The organism is Acinetobacter sp. T63, from assembly GCF_053852345.1.
Genome location: NZ_CM132659.1, coordinates 2,231,832 through 2,249,754 on the forward strand (window position 1 = coordinate 2,231,832; position 17,923 = coordinate 2,249,754).

At 45.8% G+C, this 17,923-nt stretch carries 22 protein-coding genes; 4 read left to right on the plus strand and 18 right to left on the minus strand.

All coding sequences use genetic code 11. The features are described from left to right. Window positions 1–34 precede the first annotated feature (34 nt). Complete coding sequence (locus ACVLR6_RS10695) at window positions 35–658, minus strand: LysE family translocator (RefSeq protein ID WP_455995176.1); 624 nt, start codon at window positions 656–658, stop codon at window positions 35–37. A gap of 235 nt (window positions 659–893) precedes the next feature. Beyond that, window positions 894–1,103 carry an NF038215 family lipoprotein gene (locus ACVLR6_RS10700; protein WP_410113937.1) on the minus strand — a complete coding sequence of 70 codons (210 nt, stop codon included), beginning with the start codon at window positions 1,101–1,103 and terminating at the stop codon, window positions 894–896. A 157-nt stretch (window positions 1,104–1,260) separates the two neighbouring features. On the opposite strand from ACVLR6_RS10700, the gene ACVLR6_RS10705 reads away from it, so the two are divergent. Further along, complete coding sequence (locus ACVLR6_RS10705; protein WP_455995178.1) at window positions 1,261–2,121, plus strand: 1-aminocyclopropane-1-carboxylate deaminase/D-cysteine desulfhydrase; 861 nt, start codon at window positions 1,261–1,263, stop codon at window positions 2,119–2,121. A gap of 25 nt (window positions 2,122–2,146) precedes the next feature. Here ACVLR6_RS10705 and ACVLR6_RS10710 read toward each other — a convergent pair whose 3' ends face one another. The 3 genes from ACVLR6_RS10710 to ACVLR6_RS10720 form a co-directional block, all read right to left on the minus strand. Next, window positions 2,147–2,476 carry a DUF4870 family protein gene (locus tag ACVLR6_RS10710; protein ID WP_104499095.1) on the minus strand — a complete coding sequence of 110 codons (330 nt, stop codon included), beginning with the start codon at window positions 2,474–2,476 and terminating at the stop codon, window positions 2,147–2,149. A 263-nt stretch (window positions 2,477–2,739) separates the two neighbouring features. Then, on the minus strand, window positions 2,740–4,680 hold the full coding sequence (locus tag ACVLR6_RS10715; protein WP_455995180.1) for a YncE family protein: 1,941 nt from the start codon (window positions 4,678–4,680) through the stop codon (window positions 2,740–2,742). Window positions 4,681–4,692: 12 nt separating this feature from the next. Further along, a complete protein-coding gene (locus ACVLR6_RS10720; RefSeq protein WP_455995182.1) occupies window positions 4,693–4,965 on the minus strand; it encodes a hypothetical protein in 273 nt (90 codons plus the stop codon). A gap of 330 nt (window positions 4,966–5,295) precedes the next feature. On the opposite strand from ACVLR6_RS10720, the gene ACVLR6_RS10725 reads away from it, so the two are divergent. Next, the gene (locus ACVLR6_RS10725; RefSeq protein WP_455995183.1) at window positions 5,296–6,498 is read left to right on the plus strand and encodes an NAD(P)/FAD-dependent oxidoreductase; all 1,203 of its coding nucleotides are present in this window, start codon (window positions 5,296–5,298) and stop codon (window positions 6,496–6,498) included. Between the two features lie 24 nt (window positions 6,499–6,522). Here ACVLR6_RS10725 and ACVLR6_RS10730 read toward each other — a convergent pair whose 3' ends face one another. From ACVLR6_RS10730 to ACVLR6_RS10745, 4 genes are all read right to left on the minus strand, one after another. Continuing rightward, window positions 6,523–6,669 (minus strand): hypothetical protein, encoded by a 147-nt coding sequence (locus ACVLR6_RS10730; RefSeq protein WP_005179593.1) that lies wholly within the window; start codon window positions 6,667–6,669, stop codon window positions 6,523–6,525. Window positions 6,670–6,802: 133 nt separating this feature from the next. After that, entirely contained in the window at window positions 6,803–6,997 is a 195-nt protein-coding gene (locus ACVLR6_RS10735; protein WP_005179595.1) for a hypothetical protein, read from the minus strand. A gap of 76 nt (window positions 6,998–7,073) precedes the next feature. Next, a complete protein-coding gene (locus ACVLR6_RS10740; RefSeq protein ID WP_455995185.1) occupies window positions 7,074–8,864 on the minus strand; it encodes a mechanosensitive ion channel in 1,791 nt (596 codons plus the stop codon). Window positions 8,865–9,063: 199 nt separating this feature from the next. Beyond that, window positions 9,064–9,396: a flagellar basal body-associated FliL family protein gene (locus ACVLR6_RS10745; RefSeq protein WP_005179600.1), complete on the minus strand. Its 333-nt coding sequence runs from the start codon at window positions 9,394–9,396 to the stop codon at window positions 9,064–9,066. Between the two features lie 442 nt (window positions 9,397–9,838). On the opposite strand from ACVLR6_RS10745, the gene ACVLR6_RS10750 reads away from it, so the two are divergent. After that, window positions 9,839–10,261 (plus strand): hypothetical protein, encoded by a 423-nt coding sequence (locus ACVLR6_RS10750; RefSeq protein ID WP_034598216.1) that lies wholly within the window; start codon window positions 9,839–9,841, stop codon window positions 10,259–10,261. Between the two features lie 94 nt (window positions 10,262–10,355). On the opposite strand, the gene ACVLR6_RS10755 is transcribed toward ACVLR6_RS10750, so the two are convergent. From ACVLR6_RS10755 to ACVLR6_RS10770, 4 genes are all read right to left on the minus strand, one after another. Continuing rightward, window positions 10,356–10,631: a hypothetical protein gene (locus tag ACVLR6_RS10755; RefSeq protein WP_104505627.1), complete on the minus strand. Its 276-nt coding sequence runs from the start codon at window positions 10,629–10,631 to the stop codon at window positions 10,356–10,358. 3 nt (window positions 10,632–10,634) lie between these two features. After that, window positions 10,635–10,787: a hypothetical protein gene (locus ACVLR6_RS10760; protein ID WP_455995187.1), complete on the minus strand. Its 153-nt coding sequence runs from the start codon at window positions 10,785–10,787 to the stop codon at window positions 10,635–10,637. 48 nt (window positions 10,788–10,835) lie between these two features. Beyond that, window positions 10,836–11,018 carry a hypothetical protein gene (locus ACVLR6_RS10765; protein ID WP_455995189.1) on the minus strand — a complete coding sequence of 61 codons (183 nt, stop codon included), beginning with the start codon at window positions 11,016–11,018 and terminating at the stop codon, window positions 10,836–10,838. A gap of 70 nt (window positions 11,019–11,088) precedes the next feature. Then, window positions 11,089–11,850 (minus strand): ferredoxin--NADP reductase, encoded by a 762-nt coding sequence (locus ACVLR6_RS10770; RefSeq protein WP_034597870.1) that lies wholly within the window; start codon window positions 11,848–11,850, stop codon window positions 11,089–11,091. Window positions 11,851–11,935: 85 nt separating this feature from the next. Between ACVLR6_RS10770 and gigC the strand changes: the two genes are divergently transcribed. Further along, on the plus strand, window positions 11,936–12,817 hold the full coding sequence (gene gigC, locus ACVLR6_RS10775) for a LysR family transcriptional regulator GigC (RefSeq protein ID WP_005179612.1): 882 nt from the start codon (window positions 11,936–11,938) through the stop codon (window positions 12,815–12,817). A 49-nt stretch (window positions 12,818–12,866) separates the two neighbouring features. On the opposite strand, the gene ACVLR6_RS10780 is transcribed toward gigC, so the two are convergent. The 5 genes from ACVLR6_RS10780 to nuoM form a co-directional block, all read right to left on the minus strand. Beyond that, window positions 12,867–13,568 carry a cold shock domain-containing protein gene (locus tag ACVLR6_RS10780; protein WP_016659365.1) on the minus strand — a complete coding sequence of 234 codons (702 nt, stop codon included), beginning with the start codon at window positions 13,566–13,568 and terminating at the stop codon, window positions 12,867–12,869. A 112-nt stretch (window positions 13,569–13,680) separates the two neighbouring features. Continuing rightward, window positions 13,681–13,974 (minus strand): cold-shock protein, encoded by a 294-nt coding sequence (locus tag ACVLR6_RS10785; protein WP_005179613.1) that lies wholly within the window; start codon window positions 13,972–13,974, stop codon window positions 13,681–13,683. Between the two features lie 80 nt (window positions 13,975–14,054). Further along, a complete protein-coding gene (gene upp, locus ACVLR6_RS10790; RefSeq protein ID WP_045796291.1) occupies window positions 14,055–14,690 on the minus strand; it encodes a uracil phosphoribosyltransferase in 636 nt (211 codons plus the stop codon). 122 nt (window positions 14,691–14,812) lie between these two features. After that, complete coding sequence (gene nuoN / locus ACVLR6_RS10795) at window positions 14,813–16,306, minus strand: NADH-quinone oxidoreductase subunit NuoN (protein WP_005179615.1); 1,494 nt, start codon at window positions 16,304–16,306, stop codon at window positions 14,813–14,815. Between the two features lie 3 nt (window positions 16,307–16,309). Continuing rightward, window positions 16,310–17,923 (minus strand): NADH-quinone oxidoreductase subunit M, encoded by a 1,614-nt coding sequence (gene nuoM / locus ACVLR6_RS10800; RefSeq protein WP_104491474.1) that lies wholly within the window; start codon window positions 17,921–17,923, stop codon window positions 16,310–16,312.

The window sequence follows — 17,923 nt, forward strand, 5'->3', positions numbered from 1 at the left end:
TATGTTGATCAACGATCAACACAATTTAAGCCATCTATTTCATACCAAAAATCAGCTTTAGACCCAGCACCGTCATCACCACACCGGCCGCACGATCAAACACTTTTTTAAACTTTAAATAGACTGCGCGCGGTTTTTCCGCCGATAGTGCCACCGCCAGCAAGGAACACCAGCCGGCATCAATAAAGAAACACAGAATAGGCAGGACAAAATAAAAATACAGCGGAATATCTTTGGGTAATAGCGCGGTAAAAATACTGGCCAGCACAATAGCAATTTTAGGATTCGACAATTGGGTAATCAGACCGGTCATAAAAGCACGGCGTAAGGACATTTGCGTACCAGCCGCATGATCGGCCTGAATCGGATCTTTGGCATGTTTAAGAATTTTAAATGCCAGCCACAGCAGGTATAAGCCGCCACAAATTTTTAAGGCCAGATAGGCCGATGGCACAGCCAGTAAAAAGGCCTGTAAGCCAAGCACCGCAAGTAAACCAAAGATAGCTGCACCCAAGCCGGTGCCCAGCGCGGTAAACAGACCATGCTGACGTGAAATCGCAATCGAGTTTTTCGCCACATAAATTGATGTTGGCCCCGGACTCATGGCCCCCAACATCAATGCCAGCGCAATTGATCCCAAAATAAAAACGGATTCCACAGTCCTATCCAATACAATGATCTGCCGGCATTTTACAAGCAAGTGCTTTGAATATCTTCCTATTTTTTACCAGTTGTTTTGATTTTCACGATATTTTTCACTATAGATCTTTATACTGACCTTATAAAATTCACTCCGTATTTTAATCAATCTGCTGAAATTTGCTTGCCATAAAAAAGCGCCCAGATACCAGCATGGCCTGAGCGCTTTTCAAGATCATCAATTAAATACAATATTAATAAATCTGTGATGGATCGGTCTGCTCTGGCCTCACACTCGCTTCTTGCTTGGGCAGCAGATAATCCTGATCATGCACCGGCACACCGCCAATAATCATGCTGCGTGTTTCTTCCGTTTTGGGCTGGTTTAAATCTCTGGTCGGGTCACAAGCCGCCAGTAAAGCACCCTGGATTAAAATAAGCAGGAAGATGATTCTTTTCATCATTATTCTCCCTTTCTGCAAGGTCTATATGTTTATTTTTTACACAGTTACTATTTTTATGCAAGCCCGATCCGGCTTTTATCGTGAGAGATTATTTAAATGTCTTTACTGACCGCGCCCCGTTTTCAGTTAGAATTGTCAAAAACGTTCCGTTCTGTCTATGTTTGATTCTATTGCCCAGCAGGTGCCTGATCAGCACATTGAATATCGCCACCAGCGCATCAGCATCAAGCGGCTGGATCTGATTCATCCGCAGATTTCGGGCAACAAGTTTTTTAAACTGAAATACAACCTGCTGGCCGCCCGGCAACAGGGGTTTGAAAAAGTACTGACCTTTGGCGGAGCCTATTCCAATCATATTGCTGCAACCGCTTTTGCCGCACACCAGTTTGGTTTTCAGAGTCTAGGCATGATTCGCGGTGAAGAACTGGCGCAGCGTCCTCTAAACCCAACCTTGGCTACGGCGCAGCAATTTGGCATGCAGCTGGAGTTTATCTCCCGCAATGCCTATCGCCAGAAAGATCAGCCCGATTTTTTGCAGCACCTGCAACAGCAATATCCCGATTTTTATCTGATTCCGGAAGGTGGCACCAATGCGCTGGCGGTTCAAGGCTGTCGGGAAATTCTGACAGCGGAAGATGCGCAATTCGATCTAATCTGCTGTGCCGTCGGTACGGGTGGCACGTTTGCCGGGTTGATTGAGGCCAGCCAGCAACATCAGCAATTGTTGGGATTTTCGGCCTTAAAAGGTGATTTTTTAACTCAGGAGGTCGCGCAGCTCACGACCAAACGCAACTGGCGTATTCTGGATAATTATTGCTGTGGCGGTTATGCCAAAACCACACCCGAATTAATCCAGTTTATTCAGACGTTTGAGCAGCGTTATAATATTCCGCTGGAGCAGGTTTATACCGGCAAAATGCTGCGCGGCATCTTTGATCTGATTGATCAAGATAAAATTGGGCCAGACCAGAAAATTTTACTGATCCATACTGGCGGGCTACAGGGACGCGCGTTTTAAAGCATTAGCTTCAAGTGCAGTCTATTTATGATACCGGCTGGTTATTGTTTAGCGCCATCAGGCCTTTCACCAAACGGTAGATATGCCAGATAAAGGCCAGCAACAGCACAATAAAACCAATCAGAATGGTGGTCAGAACCGCACCGACCAGATAGGCAATCAGCGTCACCCAAAAAGTTTTGATTTGCCAGTTCACATGACTTTCCAGCCAGGTGCCACGCATTTCTGCACGTTTTAAATAATTCATGATAATGGCAATAATTGGCGTAACACCGACAAAAAAGCCGACGATATACAGAATATAGGTGATCAGGTTGTATTGTTTGAGCTGATCCAGCCCCGCGGTTTGATTCATTGATTTTTTCCTTTTTTATAAAGTCCGATACCAGATGTAGATGCCTAGCCGACATTTCTGTTTATTGTTAAGCAAATCAAAGTGTAACTGCGTCAAGTTGAAGCTCGACACCTTAATATAAACAGATCATAAAAAAGTCTGATGAAAGTTTTGTTGATGATCTGTATGTGCTGTGAAATTCAAAGTTCGTCTGTTGTCACGTCCTCAATCGGGCTTCCATCCAGCGGATACAGTTTCAACTGGATGGAAGAAAAAATCAGAACTTAAGGCTGCTTGGTTTCTGGCAATGGATTGGCCGCAAAATAACGCTCCAGATGATTCACATGTGAATCCGGACGTGGTCGGCGCATATTTTCTGCGACCCCGTTATAGAGCTCAGCCCGTGGCGTTAAGTGGAATTTATTCAGCTCTGGGTCCATATACGGCAAGCGTTGTTTACGCTGTAAATATTGATGCAATTGCTGATTAATTTCCTGTAAACCGTAGCCCCCTTTGGCCCAGGCGCTGTCGTGGCTGCCCCAGTGATGGCTGAACTCATGGCCCACAATACCAATACTGGTATTAAAATAATGCGCATAGAACAGCCAGGTATCGACTCCCAGCACATTGCGTCCGCCTAAACCGCCGCCCACGGTGGTCACCCCGAGCGTCACTTTGCCACGGTTCATAATCTCATCATAATATTTTTGATACTCCGCTGCGGTAAAGTAACCGCCATCTCCGACCACTTGGCCCTTGTTGCCAAAGAAGTCATGCCCCATGACCGCTTTATGGTTAAACCAGATGTGTTTAAACTCAGGGCTATTCACCAGATAGGCAAAATTGGTAATCATAATCACCCATTCACGCGCATAGGCTGGAGTAATTTTGCCCCAATTGCCATGCGTTTTAGGGGCAAAGTTGCCAAAATGAATTTTCCATTTCGGCTTTAAACTCATGAGCTTTTGTACATGCGGATCGGTTGCGGAGCTGATTTTTAACTCGAGTAAATCTGCCGGTAACTGCTGGAAGTTGCCTAAATTTCTTAGCTGAACCGAACCTGTGCCCTGCAGCAATGGGAAATGCATATTTTCATTGATATTCAGTTTGAGTTTGACCTGGCTAAAAGCATCCAGATGGTCCAAGCGGGCCAACACAAACCATTGCTCGGTATCTTTCAGTCTGGCGTGAATTTCCAGATCACGGACCGGTGCCGCACTATAGCTTTGCAAGGCCAGAAGCTGATGCTGTAAATTTGCCGATAAAATATTATCCATATAAAAATGGCGCAGGTTTTCATTGGTCAGGGTTTCCCAGCTTTCCCCATCTTGCAGCACATAACTGCGGCTTTGGGCCTGCTGCTGCTTGAGTGCCGTGACTGTGGCAGCAGTATTGGACTGGAACTGCTGCAATCGCTTAAGCGGCATCATGACAATTTTGCCGTTAAACAGGCTGAATAAATGTTCCTGACTAACCTGAATATCTAAGGCACCGGCCAGTTGCTGATCGGTACTCGCCCCTGCCGTACGATATTTATAAAAACTTTCTTCTGCGGCTGGAAAAATATTCTGTAGATTTTGCGTATTTGGTAAAGCTGAACTGTCGATCCGGCCTGAAGTATGGGCTGCATAAAAACGCTGGTCATCCGCGGCATGAAATACCCGTGTTCCCACATTTTCCTGTCGTGTCGCCGCCACGTTTGTTGCGCCTTCTTCAAGATGAGTCAGGTCATATACATAGCTCATGCCATTATTAAAACTGGCATACAGCAAATTACCGACAGCTTCCAAACGCGCACTACAGTTATAACCACAGTTCGGCAAGGACAAACGTGCATATTTTTTGGCTTTTAAATGATTGGTGCTACTGATCTCACTTTGCTTCCAGACATTAATCCGGCTATGCGTATCTGTGGCAAATACATATTGATCATTCGCTGCCACCGACATGGGATGCACCACCACGGTATTGTGCTGATCACCCGACCAACTGCCGGTTCCCAACGACATCAGAAATTGTGGTTCGCCTGAGCCTAAATCAAAGACATCGACCCGGTTAGACGAATAAGAAGCCGCATATAAGCGGTCGTTATGTACACTTAAATCAAACAACCGATTCCACGGCCGACCAATGCCGGAAATATTCTGGGCATGGATCGAACTCAAGACTCGCTTGGCTTTCAGGTCATAACGCAAAATGCTTGCCTCGGCGCTGTCATTGGCCACATACAAAATATCCTAATGCACCACCATCGCTTTCGGATTCCAGCTGTCCAGACCAAAAGTCTGGGCACTAAATTCGGTGGCCAGATCTGCAAAGCGAACGTCATTGATCAAGCTGGCAGTGACAGGCGTGGTATCAGGTGTTGAACCAGGTGAAGTTGGCGTCACAGGAGCCGGTGCAGATGGATTTGAAGATGCTGCCGTATTGCTGTCACTGCCACCGCCGCCACCGCAGCCAGTGAGAGCCATACTCAAAATTACCGCCAGGCTTAATAATGTTTTATTCATTGTGTTCCCCAAGAGACAAAGTCATGACATAAAAAATATGTCTAAAAATTGCTATTTATTCTGAACAACAATGCCCCTTTAATAAATACTAAACTATTGATTTAAAACAACTTTAAAATAAAACCAGATCAAATAAACACGACTTTGCCACGTAAAAAATCACCTTAAAACAGTAAAATGTGGCCTTGCTAACGATGATTTGGTTTATTGATAGACCATTCCTGCTTTATAGGAAAAGTAAATATTCTGCGCACATTTCAATCTGGAAAATGCGGCATCATCAAACGATAAAGTCTATAATAGTCCGCTTTCATTTTCTCTCGGTGCAACATGGCAACAGCAAATCAATACGATGTTCTAGTTTTGGGTGCCGGTGCGTCTGGTTTAATGACCGCCTATATAGCTGCCCAGCGCGGACGCAAAGTATTGGTGCTGGAAAAAGCCAATAAAGTCGGCAAGAAAATCCTCATGTCGGGCGGTGGCAAATGCAATTTCACCAACCTCTATGTCGAGCCAAGCAACTATATTTCACATAATCCGCATTTTGTGATTTCCGCGCTCAGTCGTTATACCAATTGGGATTTTATCGGGCTGGTCTGCGAATACGGCATTGACTATGAAGAACGTAAACATGGGCAGCTGTTTACCTTAAATGGTGCCAAAGACATTCTGAATATGCTGCTGGCCGAGTGTGACAAAACCGGTCTGGTCGAGATTAAAACCAGCTGTGAAGTCAAAGCCATGACCGCCATAGATGATTTGGGTTTTCAGGTCGCAACCACTTTAGGTTATTTTCAGGCGGAATCTGTGGTCGTCGCCAGTGGCGGCCTGTCCATTCCGACGCTAGGGGGTTCCGGAATCGGTTATGAAATTGCCAAGCAGTTTGGTCATCATGTCTATCCAACCCGTGCTGGCTTGGTGCCGTTTACCTTTTCCGACAGTTTTAAAGAAGTCACTACCCGCCTCAGTGGTAATGCCGTAGAGGCCACACTTTCCAATACGCTAAACAGCTTTACCGAAGCTTTGCTGTTTACTCACCGCGGTTTAAGCGGACCAAGTTCGCTGCAGCTGTCCAATTACTGGGATGTCGGCCAAAGTTTTCATATCGACTTCCTGCCGGCCGTGGATTTAGCCGAGTTTTTTAAAGCCAAAAAATCCAGCCAGCCGAAAGTGCTGTTACGTACCTTACTGGCCGAACATTTACCGAAAAGTGTGGTGGCAGAGCTGCAACAGCTGATCTGGCCGGAACAGGCGGAAAGCGCCATCGGACAGCTGAGTGATGAAAAACTGGAGCAGATTGCAGCGCGCCTGCACAGCTTTGAAGTCAAACCGTCAGGTACCGAAGGCTACCGTACCGCAGAGGTGACTTTAGGTGGCGTCGATACCACTGAAGTTTCTTCCAAAACCATGGAAAGTAAAAAGCAGAAAGGCTTGTATTTTGTCGGTGAGGTGCTGGATGTGACGGGCCATTTAGGTGGTTATAACTTCCAGTGGGCCTGGGCGTCAGCGCATGCCGCCGCCCAATATGTCTGATGGTTTATAAAACTGGTGGATGAATTATTCCAGATAATCTGTGCGCAATAAGCACAGATGATTCTGGCGTTGTACACGTAAAATAGTCTGCTGCATTTTCACCACGGCGCACTGAACATGCTTTGGTAGTACTGCCGGCTGTTCTGATTGTTTTAAGCTAATTTTTAACATAAGGTCTTCCCCAAATAGACTTTCGTCGATTTTATTCCCTGAATATTTCATACAGATTAAATATAAGCATCTAAAATATATGAAATATTTATTCCTTTTTTATGAAGCTTTACTATAACAAAAAATTGTTCATTTATACAACATCATCGACTTTGGTCGCAGCTTGCCCGGTATCGCCCGAATCATCAGCGCTCTGGGCGGGTTGGTTTTGATTTTGGTTTTGAGTTTTGGCAAAAATAAATTTATAGGCGCTGGCCAAAAAGCCAAGGGTAATCCCTGCAATCACTACGGGTGCAAAAAGATTGGAAGGCGCTTTCTTTTTCGTCATTCTGCTTCTCCAGTTTTCAACAAAAAACGAGGTCGATCAACACTCAGTTTGATCGACCTTGTAGATAGATGACAGGTTATTTCGGATCATCTTTTCGTGGTTGATGTGCATCGACATCCGGTTCTTTTTCACCAGTTGAACCAAACGGATTATTGCTGGCCGGATGCGCCGGGTCTACCTTCAGCGTATCAGGTGTAACCTGATCTGCACCGGATGCTTCATCTTCCTGTGGTGCAGTGGTCAGCGTTGCCGGTGTGGTATTCGACAAATCCGTAGTCATGGGGGTATTTGTCCCTTGTGACGGGTCCTGTTTGTTCATTGGATTCACTCCTGGGGTCGTAAAGCCACTATTGGCCGCACTGTCCTGCTCCTGTTTCAACGGATTCGGCTGCTTGGCTTCGCGTTTGGCTTTATCAATCAGATCGGTTAAAACACGTTCTGCCGGTTGACGGCCACCCAGACCAAAGGCCAGAGCAAAGGCCACCGCAACTGCACCCAAGGTTAGACCGAAGGCCAGGTTCACAATAGAATCGGCAATGCCCATGGCACGTAAGCCCATTGCTACGACCAGACCCATAATCAGTACGCGTACCAGCGTCGCTAACCAGCGTGAACTGTTGTATTCACCACGCTCGACCACTTTGGCCACCACATTCGCCAGCCAGAAACCGACCACCAGAATGACCGCACCCAGCAGGATATTGGCACCGAAGTAAATGAACATGGAAATCAGACCACTCACCTGCTCGAAACCAAGACGGTTAGCCGCTTCAGACACAGCAAACAGCATGGTAAAGAACACGATCAGACAACCAACCATGGTCGATACTTTGGTGGTACCGAGGAAACGCTGTACACCCAGTTTGGCCGGAATTTCATCGACACCTGTGCCTGAAATAATTTCAACCACCAGATTGGCCACGAAACGCGACACCACATAGGCAATGATCAGAATTAAACCGGCGGCAATAATATGCGGGATTGCATACATGATTTCATGCAGCATGGCGGTTGCCGGCTGAGAAATCGCCTCAATACCCAAGGCTTCAAATGCAATAATTAATGCAGTAATGATAATAATGGCGAAAACAAAAGAACCGACCAGCTTCGGCAAGTTAGAGTTCTTGAACAGGCCAATTTTTTGCGCCTGCTGTTGCAGATTCAGGCTACCAATTAAACCTTCGACAATACCACGGACAATTTTAGCCAGAATATAACCGACAAAAATAATCACGCCGGCAATAAAGATATTCGGCAGATAAGAAAGGGCTTCAGTCACCATGTTTTGTACTGGATACAACAGGCCGTTTAAGCCCAGAATCGACAGCACAATTGGCAAGAACAGTAACAGGATTAACCAGTACACAATATCACTGATATTGCGGCTAATCGGGCTAACCCCGACATCGGCACTGAGCTTTTCATCCAGCTGGGTACGGTTCAGTACGCGCTGCAGGCCCATTTTGACCAGCGTTGCGACAATCCAGGCAATAAAACCGACCGCAATGGCTGCCAACAACTGGGGAATAAAGACCAGGAAGCTTTGAATCATATTGCTAAACGGTCCACTGACACTGGTCAGATTCAGCACATTCAGCGCCGCGATAATCGCGATAATCATGATGATCCAGAAGGCAACTCTGGACAGAATACTTTCTACATTGGGACGGTGCCCGGTGGCATGCGACAGCTTCTGGTTGATGCCCAGCTTTTCTAAGCCTTTTTTAATGGCTGCACCGACAATTAATGCAATAATCCAACCAATAATAAGTATGGCAATCGCCGATAAAATGGGATGAAACTGTTCCCAGTAGTACATGGCATCGAAGCCTGCACCTCTCGGGTTTCCATCAAAATAATCATTCATATGTCTTGCCCTCTTGTTATGACTTTCTACATTCGTTGTTCATGGCAAAAGATGCGCATCTTGATCATGGTAAAAATGAAAGGTTTAAGTACTTTGTGTTTTTAAGTACCGTGTTTTTATGAAGTACCAAGCGTGTAAAAATGCACGGCTATCGCAAAAAGCCCTGAACTGATGGTCAGGGTTTATGCAATCTTCAGACTTATTGAGCAGTGGCCGTAGCGGTATCGCCATCAGTGGCAGTGGCTGAATCACCATCTACAGCGGTGCCAATATCGCCATCCACACCTGTGGTCGCCACACCTTCTTCAGCCATTGCAGGCGTACTGTTATTGGGTGTAGCCTGTTCTACATTGGCATTCGGATGCCCAGGTGGTGCCTCACTCGGTTTAGGATCACGATCCGCAAACATGTACACCACCAGTGCCAGCAGAAAAACACCCACAGCAATCAAGATAAAAACTGGCATACGTTTTTTCTTTTGTACTTCTTCTGCGCTTGTGACATGAGGTGGCTTGTTAAAATCATGGCTCATGTTTCCCTCACTTCTTTTCTATTCGCTTGTCGAATTTTTATACTAACAAGAAGCATTGTTGTGTTGTGTGACAAAGCATTGTGAGATGGTGAAAAATGTAATTACAAAAAATGAAGTTTTTTACTGCTTTCATTTTATTCAAAATTTTGACGTAAACTGGATTTAGCAGCTGACAGGACTTGTATACTTTTTAGTCGCAATAAGCAGATGAATAACTGATGCAAAATTAGAAGAATAAGCACATGAAAAGGAATATAGAGCCGCCTAGATGTGAGGAAAAAATCAGCAGCCTGAGCATCCTCCAGTCCTGATCAGCCCCTCCTTGCTTAATACAGCAAAATGCCAGGTAACAATTTGCTTCAGATCGCCCACCACAAGCGCTGCCTTAACGCATACAAATGCGCTATAATACGTCACTCTTTTTTTCATGCTCCAGAATTTTATGGCGTATCGTCAACAAAGTGTAACGCTTGATCTTGACACTGACGTCACACATCAATGTGCTTTGCACTACACGCGTGATCAGCATTTAATCGGGATTATTGAGTTCAGTAAGCCGAGCTTTCTTCTGAAATGGGGCGATCTGGAATATTTCCGCCGTCGTACTGAAGAGTTTTCAGTGATGCCGTTTCCAGACTGCATTAATGCCATGGTGATTGATGTGCGTAATGTCGCGGCCTGGCTCGATAATGAAGTGCCGATTATTCCATGGCGCTTACTGGAAGAAGAATGTCCAGTGCGTCTGGTGGTCCCTGCAGACCGTGTCGAACACTATGCCGGCTTTTTTGAACCGACCTGGCTGACTACTGATACAGAAACAGCGATTCAGGAAATCCGTCATTTTATGGATATGTTTGTGCATTAAGCATATTCAAGTGGTGCTGACACTTCATCAAAAAAACCTCATCTGAATCATACAGATGAGGTTTTTTAATAGAATATACGTTTCATTTAATCCGCTAGCGAATGGTAAAAATACACTGCTGCTTAAAACTGGATTTGGGTAGCCAGATCAGCTGTTTATAGCGCACCTGATCTATTCCAAAACTTTGCATTTTCTGGCGTGTATAGCGCCAGCCAATACAATCTTGATAGCGCGCATATTCAGGCGCTTGCCCTGCTGTAGTCGATGCCTGCTGGACCTGAATTTTCTGGAAAAACGCGGTTTCTCTGGCGCGCATCGGGCCAATATACTGCTGATAGGCCTGCTCCATGTCTGCATCATCAAACTGCATTGGTTACATGGCGCCGCCATGCCAGCCCAGCTGACTGCACCAGTTCAGATATTTGACCTTTCCGGCCGGAAACACATAATTGGCGCAGGAGGAAAAACAGTATTGCCCGACTTCTACATTCAGTTGATGCACATAGACCAGATCACCCAAATCCATTCCCAGACCAATTTCACCCCCTTGACTGGTGATTTTCAGGGTCTGTACTTACGGGAACTGCTTTAACAAGGCAGCTGCACGGGTATTGGCATCTTGGCTGAGCGGGCCAGTATAGATCAGCACATTTTCTTGTACCGTCACTTCTGTTTCCGTGCCTGTGATATTTGCCTGCAGCGTAGTTGCCGCCACCAGCGCGACGCTGGCCATAAGCATGGATTGAAACACTTGCATCACATCCTCACAGAACAATAAACCAGGCTGAGAACAGCAGACCATTGAAGTAAGCCTGTAACACTCAAGCTTACCAGTAATTCTCTACCGCGATATTGCCTTCTCCACGGCGATTCATGCTCAGGCCACGCGCTTTTAGGGCTTCTTTGGTATCTTCCACCATTTGCGGGTTACCACATAGCATCACATGACTGCTGTCCGGATTAAAAGACAGGCCCACAGCTTTTTCCAGCTCGCCATTGGCGATTAACACCGGCAGACGGTCATGCAAAGGTGCGTTCGGATCACGGGTAATAATCGGCACAAATTTAAAACCTGTATGCCCTTCGCCAAAAGTCGCTGCAATTTCTTCAATCCGCTCGACATAGGCCAGTTCAGCGGCAGTACGGACACTATAGACCAGATGGATATGCTGGTATTTATTCCAGGTGTCGAAGTCTTGCAGCATCGACAGGAATGGTGCCAGTCCGGTGCCGGTACCCAAGAGCCATAAGTCTTGTGGCAAAGGCAACTGATAACGCGCCAAGGTTAAAAAGCCATAGGGGACTTTTTCCAGATACAGCTCATCGCCAACCTGTAGATGTTGCAGATTGGAGGTAAAGGCCCCATCGGGTACGACAATTGAAAAGAATTCCAGGGTTTCATCAAAAGGTGAGGACACCACTGAATAGGCCCGCACCACCAGTTCATCGCCGACTTTAAGGCCAATACGCGCAAATTGCCCGGCAGTAAATTTAAAGTGGGCTGGACGCGTCATGGTAAAGCTGAACAAGGTATCGGTCCAGCGATGTACAGATAACACCGTTTCTAGGCTAAATTTTTCAATTGACATAATTTGTACGTGGCATGAAAGACTGCGCTCATGGTAGCATGGCAGCATAATTTATTAATATTTTTTAAATGTTAAGGCTATATTCATGCGCATGACTTTACGCCAATTGGCTGTTTTTGTAGCAGTCGCTCAAGAAGGCACAGTAACCAAGGCCAGTGATGCCGTCAAACTGACGCAAAGTGCGGCGAGTATGGCTTTAGCAGATCTGGAAGATGGTTTAGGCGCACCATTGTTTGACCGTTTAGGTAAACGCCTGCAATTGAATGATCTGGGCCGTTTTTTACTCCCGCAGGCGCTTGAAATTCTAGGCCGCTGTGAAGCCTTTGAACAGGCCGCCAAAGGCGAGCTGCAAAGCATTGATTTGCGCCTGGGCGCGACCCTGACCATTTCCGATTACCTGATGCCAGATTTAATGGCCAACTTCCTGCAAATTCAGCCACAGGCGCATTTACAGCTGCAAGTCGGTAATACCCGTCAAATGATTGAAGCAGTCAACCAGTTCCAGCTCGATTTAGCCCTGATTGAAGGTTCCTGTCATTTACCGCAGCTGCAATGTATCCACTGGCGTGATGATGAACTGGCGGTCTGCTGTTCACCGAATCATCCGCTGGCGCAGCTAGACCGTGCCTTAACCGCAGAAGACTTTAAACAGGTGGAATGGATTTTACGTGAAGAAGGTTCAGGCACGCGTGAAGTATTTGATAACGCCATTTTAAAAGATGTGCCAGATGCCAAAATCCGTTTAACCCTGGGTCATAATGAAGCCATTCTGAAAATTGTGGCCGGCGGCTTAGGCATGTCCTGTATTTCAAAACTGGCGATTGAGCCTTTACGTGAAAAAGGCCAGCTGGTGATTTTAGACACTCCATTCTGGCAACTGGCGCGGCCTTTATTTATGCTGGTGCATCGTCAGAAATACCAGGGTCCAGGTCTGAAAGCCTTTATGAAGTTCTGTGACAGCAAATAAGACTGTATTTAATCCATAAAAAAGCGCCTGCGGGCGCTTTTTTCATACCTTATCGAAATTGGCTTTCACATGGAATCCCGTCGCCATCACCATCCATTTTGGTATTTGGGCAATTACGAATAAAGAATAAAGCCTCCTCATAAGACTTCATCTGACTACAATGCTCGCGGCCATCACATTTAAATTGTTCAGATGAGCTGCTACTTACCGGCAGCGCTTGCTCTACATTCTCTTGGACATTTTCTAAATTCTTTTTCCCTTTTTCACTAAGTCCAAGTTCCGGTAATTCGCCATGTACCGCTCTTTGCTCAGCTACGATCTGTTGCTGAGCAATCATCAGTTCTTCAAGTTTTTGCTGTTTCTGAGCTTGATATTCTTGATATTTCTTATATACCAAAATACTTAATCCTAAAATAATGATTAAGCCTAATACAGTAATGATCTTTGAGTTAAGCCATGAAGACTTCTTTTTATCTCTTGACGAAACTTTACCCTCGATATTTCTGTATCGTAGATTGTTCTGTTCAGCAGGCTCTGATACTTTTAGGTCTAAGCGCACAATATTCGCGGCTTTAAATTTTCCTGCATCTTCAACAATTATAAATTTTAGATTTTCACCGATTTTAGGTGGAACATTCTTATTGGGAAAATCTTTGATGTGGAAAAATAAATCTTTTGACTCTTTCTCTATCTGAATAAAACCAAAACCACGATCTTCATGATAGCTTTTGATTTTCCCCTCTTGAAACATAATGCGCTCTTATCTTTGATATTTTTAATAATTGTAATAAAAAAGAAGCTAAAAAGCCTCTTTTCTATTCTTATACTCGACTTAAGCAGAATATATAAATTCTACCTCAGTACTAACGTCGGAAATTGGACAGCAGGGAAGAAGTAATCGACTGGTTATGGGCGGCCACTTTGGATTTTTTGGCTTTGGCCGACTGGTCTTCAACCCGCTCAATTTTCACTGCTTTAAACTTGTTGCCGTTTTTGACCACATTAAATTTCACCCGGTCATTTCGCTTCGGTTCTATCCCATCGGCCGGGAAATCGGAAATATGAAAAAACACTTCGCCTTCCGGACAGGCAATAAAGCCGTAACCCTTGTCTGCGTTGTATTGCTTAACTTTACCCTGATATTGTTCGTTGCTCATCGACCTGTCCCCCTTTTGCGCTTCAAGCTTAGTATATAAAAAAGAGGCTATAAAAGCCCCTTCTCTGTTCACTGGCAAAATCAGTCTTTTTGCACGGAACCGAAAATTTTGTCACCGGCATCACCCAGGCCCGGTACGATATAGCCATTTTCATTCAGGCCCTGATCCACAGAGGCAGTGAAAATTACCACATCCGGATGCGCTGCTTCTACACGCTGAATGCCTTCTGGCGCAGCCACCAGCACCATCACGCGAATATCTTTACAGCCGCTGGCTTTTAACACATCAATCGCCGCCACTAAAGATGAACCGGTGGCCAACATTGGGTCAATGATCATGGCAATACGGTTTTGTACATCCGGTACCAGTTTTTTGTAGTAGGTACGTGCTTCCAGCGTTTCTTCATCACGCTCTAAGCCCAGTACAGACACTTTGGCGCTTGGAATCAGGTTCAGGAAACCATCCAGCATGCCAATACCGGCACGTAAAATTGGTACCACCGTAATTTTTTTACCGGCAATACGGTCTACCGTGACCGCACCATTCCAGCCGTCAATTTCATGCTCGACCATTGGCAAATCTTTGGTCGCCTCATAGGTCAACAGCATGGTCACTTCTTGCGCCAGCTCGCGGAAGTTTTTAGTACTGATATCTGCACGACGCAGTAAACCGAGTTTATGACGAATGAGCGGATGACGAATTTCATGGATAGCCACGGGAGAACACCTAAAAGGTTAAGATAAAATTCCGTCTATTATAATCATTTTTTGACCCTGATAAAAACAAAAAAGCCCTCAAATATTGAGGGCTTTTTGCTAGACAATTCTCTTTTTCAAGATTATTGCTGAGACAGCATGAAGTGAATTGGAGATAAAATCTCGGCTTCAAGTGCCATCTGGATAATTGGATCCGGATAAACACCAATCACCAATACTGCCAGTGCAGCCAGCAGAACCATGATCCCGCCAACACGTTGACCCCAGTGATCGACTGCATCCATTTTTGGTGTTTCTGGCGGAGTCATATACATCACCACCATCACACGTAAATAGTAATACAGACCAATACCCGAACCGACAATAATCATCGCTGCCAGGAACCAGTGCTGGGTTGTTACCGCAGCCATGACAATCAGGAACTTACCAATAAAGCCTGCAGTCAGTGGAATACCGGCCAGAGACAGCATCATCACGGTTAATACAGCAGTCAGCACTGGACGACGCCAGAACAGACCACGGTATTCAGCCAGACTTTCTGCTTCTGAAGTGTTGTTATATGGACTCGACATTAACGCTACGGCACCGAAAGCACCAATCGTGGTTAATACATAGGTAATCACATAAACAGTCACATTACCCAAGCTGGCATAAGTCAGACTGATCAGACCAATCAGCAGATAACCGAAGTGTGCGATTGAAGAGTATGCCAGGACACGCTTCAAGTTCACTTGGCGTACCGCCAGGAAGTTACCGACCACAATCGACAGTACGGCAATAATGGTCAGCAGTGTAATAACTGATTCTTGCAGGATGGCACCTGAAGTCAGCAAATAACGTACGAACAGACCAATGGTCGCCACTTTGGCAGCCGTCGCCAGGAAGGTCGCGATTGGTGCTGGTGCACCCGCATACACATCTGGTGTCCATTTGTGGAATGGTGCCAAAGACAGTTTGAATGCAACCGCAAAGATAATTAAGGCAATACCTAAAATGACCAATGGCTGGTGCAGGTTCTGCATAAGCGCCTGTACAGAGTCATAGAATGACAGTGAACCGGTGTAGGCATAAATATACGCCATACCCATCAGCAACATCGCAGATGCGGTTGCTGAAAGTACCAGGTATTTCACCCCTGCTTCTAAAGACTTCGAGCGCTGATGTGTATAGGCCAACAAGCCATATACCGGAATCGACATCAATTCCAGGCTGATGAAGAATGAAGCATAGTGCGAGCTTGCCACCATGAGCATTGCGCCTGCAACTGAGGACAACATCAGGATGTACAGCTCTTCACGATTGTCTTTATAGCTTTCAATATAAGCATGTGACAAGGTACAGCAAGCCAGTGCAGCAACCAGGATCAGTAACTGATAAACCAGTGTGAACTGATCAATCATAAACATGCCCATGACATTCGCTGGTGCAAAAGCACCACCGAATAATGAGAGCAGAATATACGCTGCAGCAAGGTTTAAGCCCACTACAGATGCTGTCGCAATCAGGTTATGGTTACGCTTGATTGCGGTGAGAATCATTACGACGATCGCAGTTAAAGCCACGATCATCACAGGAGCTAATGGCATAAGCTCGGAAAATGACATTGTGAAGTTCATGACTTATTGGATCTCCACATTTTCGAGTTGAGTGCTTACCTGTTCGGTCACTTCAACTAGCTCTTGAACTGGAATGTAGCTGTTTGCTAACCACGCCATGCTTGAATTGGAAATATCAAGGAAGCTTTGTGGATACAGACCAAGCCATAACAGACCAACGGCACAAATTAACAGAATCACAATTTCACGCGCATCCAGATCTTTTAACGGATTGCTGTAATGCTGTTTTTGCTCTTCGTTTGGTGTACCAAATAATGCTTTGTGAATCAGGATCAGACCATAAAGACCTGCAAACACCAGACTCACTGCAGCAATGATTGTAAATACAGGGAACTGGTTGAATGAACCCATCAGAATCAGGAATTCACCAATAAAGTTACCCAGACCCGGGATACCGACCAATGCTGCCACGAAGAACATCAGGAAGAAGGCCAGATACGGGAATTGACCACGAATACCACCCATCAGACGCATGTCACGGGTATGCACACGTTCATAGACCTGACCACACATAATGAACAATGCAGCAGATGACAAGCCATGTGCCAGCATCATGATCATTAAGCCTTGGTAAGTCAGGATATTACCTGCGTAAATCGCCAGTAACACAAAGCCCATGTGCGAAATAGAAGTATAAGCCAACAGGCGTTTCATATCGGTTTGCTGGAAGGCACACCAAGCGCCGTAGAAAATACCAATTAAACCGAAAATAATCGCGATGTCTGCAAACTGTGCAGAAGCCGCCGGGAAGAATGGAATCACGAAACGGAGTAAACCGTACGCTGCAGTCTTAATCAAGATACCTGCAAGGTCAACAGAACCCGCTGTTGGTGCCTGTGCGTGGGCATCTGGTAACCAGCCGTGTAACGGGAAAACTGGAAGTTTTACCGCAAAGCCGATGAACATACAGATCATGAAGGCATAAGCCACTGCCGGTAACTGTGCATCAAGTGTATTCGCCACCGCTAACAGATAGTGGTAGTTGAACGAGATGGTACCTGACAGCATGTAACCGTAAATCACCAGACCCAGGATGCCGATCAGCATGATCAGACCTGCAACCTGTGTATAGATGAAGAACTTGGTTGCTGCGTAAACACGCGATTTACCATCTGCCCCTTTATGCCCCCAAAGCGCAATCAGGAAGTAGATTGGAACCAGCATCATCTCCCAGAAGAAGAAGAACAGGAACAGGTCAATCGCCAGGAATACACCAATTACGCCACCTAAAGACCATAACAGGTTCAGGTGGAAGAAGCCCACGTTCTTCTGGATTTCACCCCAAGAACAGCCGACGGCCAAAATACCCAGCAGCGCTGTCAGGCCAACCATGAGTAATGATAAGCCATCTACCGCCAGGTGAATGTTAATGCCCAGGGTTTGAATCCAAGGCAACTGGAATTGGGCAGCCCAGCTTGGAACCTGTGCACCCAATTCATATTGATACGTACCTGATTGCCATAACGCCAGGGTCAGACCCAGCGTTACCAGCATACCCACCAGCGCAATATAGCGCGGCAGTTTGTCGTCGAGCTTGTCGACGATCCAACAAATAAAACCTGCAATGAACGGAACGAGGATCAGTGCGGGTAAAATGATATTGTTTGGAGCTTCCAT

Excerpts from the sequence above, each read along its gene's own strand:
- ACVLR6_RS10700 (WP_410113937.1), bottom strand. The coding sequence starts at position 1,103 with ATGATGAAAAGAATCATCTTCCTGCTTATTTTAATCCAGGGTGCTTTA.
- ACVLR6_RS10705 (WP_455995178.1), top strand. The coding sequence starts at position 1,261 with ATGTTTGATTCTATTGCCCAGCAGGTGCCTGATCAGCACATTGAATAT.
- ACVLR6_RS10710 (WP_104499095.1), bottom strand. The coding sequence starts at position 2,476 with ATGAATCAAACCGCGGGGCTGGATCAGCTCAAACAATACAACCTGATC.
- ACVLR6_RS10720 (WP_455995182.1), bottom strand. The coding sequence starts at position 4,965 with ATGAATAAAACATTATTAAGCCTGGCGGTAATTTTGAGTATGGCTCTC.
- ACVLR6_RS10725 (WP_455995183.1), top strand. The coding sequence starts at position 5,296 with ATGGCAACAGCAAATCAATACGATGTTCTAGTTTTGGGTGCCGGTGCG.
- ACVLR6_RS10730 (WP_005179593.1), bottom strand. The coding sequence starts at position 6,669 with ATGTTAAAAATTAGCTTAAAACAATCAGAACAGCCGGCAGTACTACCA.
- ACVLR6_RS10735 (WP_005179595.1), bottom strand. The coding sequence starts at position 6,997 with ATGACGAAAAAGAAAGCGCCTTCCAATCTTTTTGCACCCGTAGTGATT.
- ACVLR6_RS10740 (WP_455995185.1), bottom strand. The coding sequence starts at position 8,864 with ATGAATGATTATTTTGATGGAAACCCGAGAGGTGCAGGCTTCGATGCC.
- ACVLR6_RS10745 (WP_005179600.1), bottom strand. The coding sequence starts at position 9,396 with ATGAGCCATGATTTTAACAAGCCACCTCATGTCACAAGCGCAGAAGAA.
- ACVLR6_RS10750 (WP_034598216.1), top strand. The coding sequence starts at position 9,839 with ATGGCGTATCGTCAACAAAGTGTAACGCTTGATCTTGACACTGACGTC.
- ACVLR6_RS10755 (WP_104505627.1), bottom strand. The coding sequence starts at position 10,631 with ATGCAGTTTGATGATGCAGACATGGAGCAGGCCTATCAGCAGTATATT.
- ACVLR6_RS10760 (WP_455995187.1), bottom strand. The coding sequence starts at position 10,787 with ATGGATTTGGGTGATCTGGTCTATGTGCATCAACTGAATGTAGAAGTC.
- ACVLR6_RS10765 (WP_455995189.1), bottom strand. The coding sequence starts at position 11,018 with ATGCAAGTGTTTCAATCCATGCTTATGGCCAGCGTCGCGCTGGTGGCG.
- ACVLR6_RS10770 (WP_034597870.1), bottom strand. The coding sequence starts at position 11,850 with ATGTCAATTGAAAAATTTAGCCTAGAAACGGTGTTATCTGTACATCGC.
- gigC (WP_005179612.1), top strand. The coding sequence starts at position 11,936 with ATGCGCATGACTTTACGCCAATTGGCTGTTTTTGTAGCAGTCGCTCAA.
- ACVLR6_RS10780 (WP_016659365.1), bottom strand. The coding sequence starts at position 13,568 with ATGTTTCAAGAGGGGAAAATCAAAAGCTATCATGAAGATCGTGGTTTT.
- ACVLR6_RS10785 (WP_005179613.1), bottom strand. The coding sequence starts at position 13,974 with ATGAGCAACGAACAATATCAGGGTAAAGTTAAGCAATACAACGCAGAC.
- nuoN (WP_005179615.1), bottom strand. The coding sequence starts at position 16,306 with ATGAACTTCACAATGTCATTTTCCGAGCTTATGCCATTAGCTCCTGTG.
- nuoM (WP_104491474.1), bottom strand. The coding sequence starts at position 17,923 with ATGGAAGCTCCAAACAATATCATTTTACCCGCACTGATCCTCGTTCCG.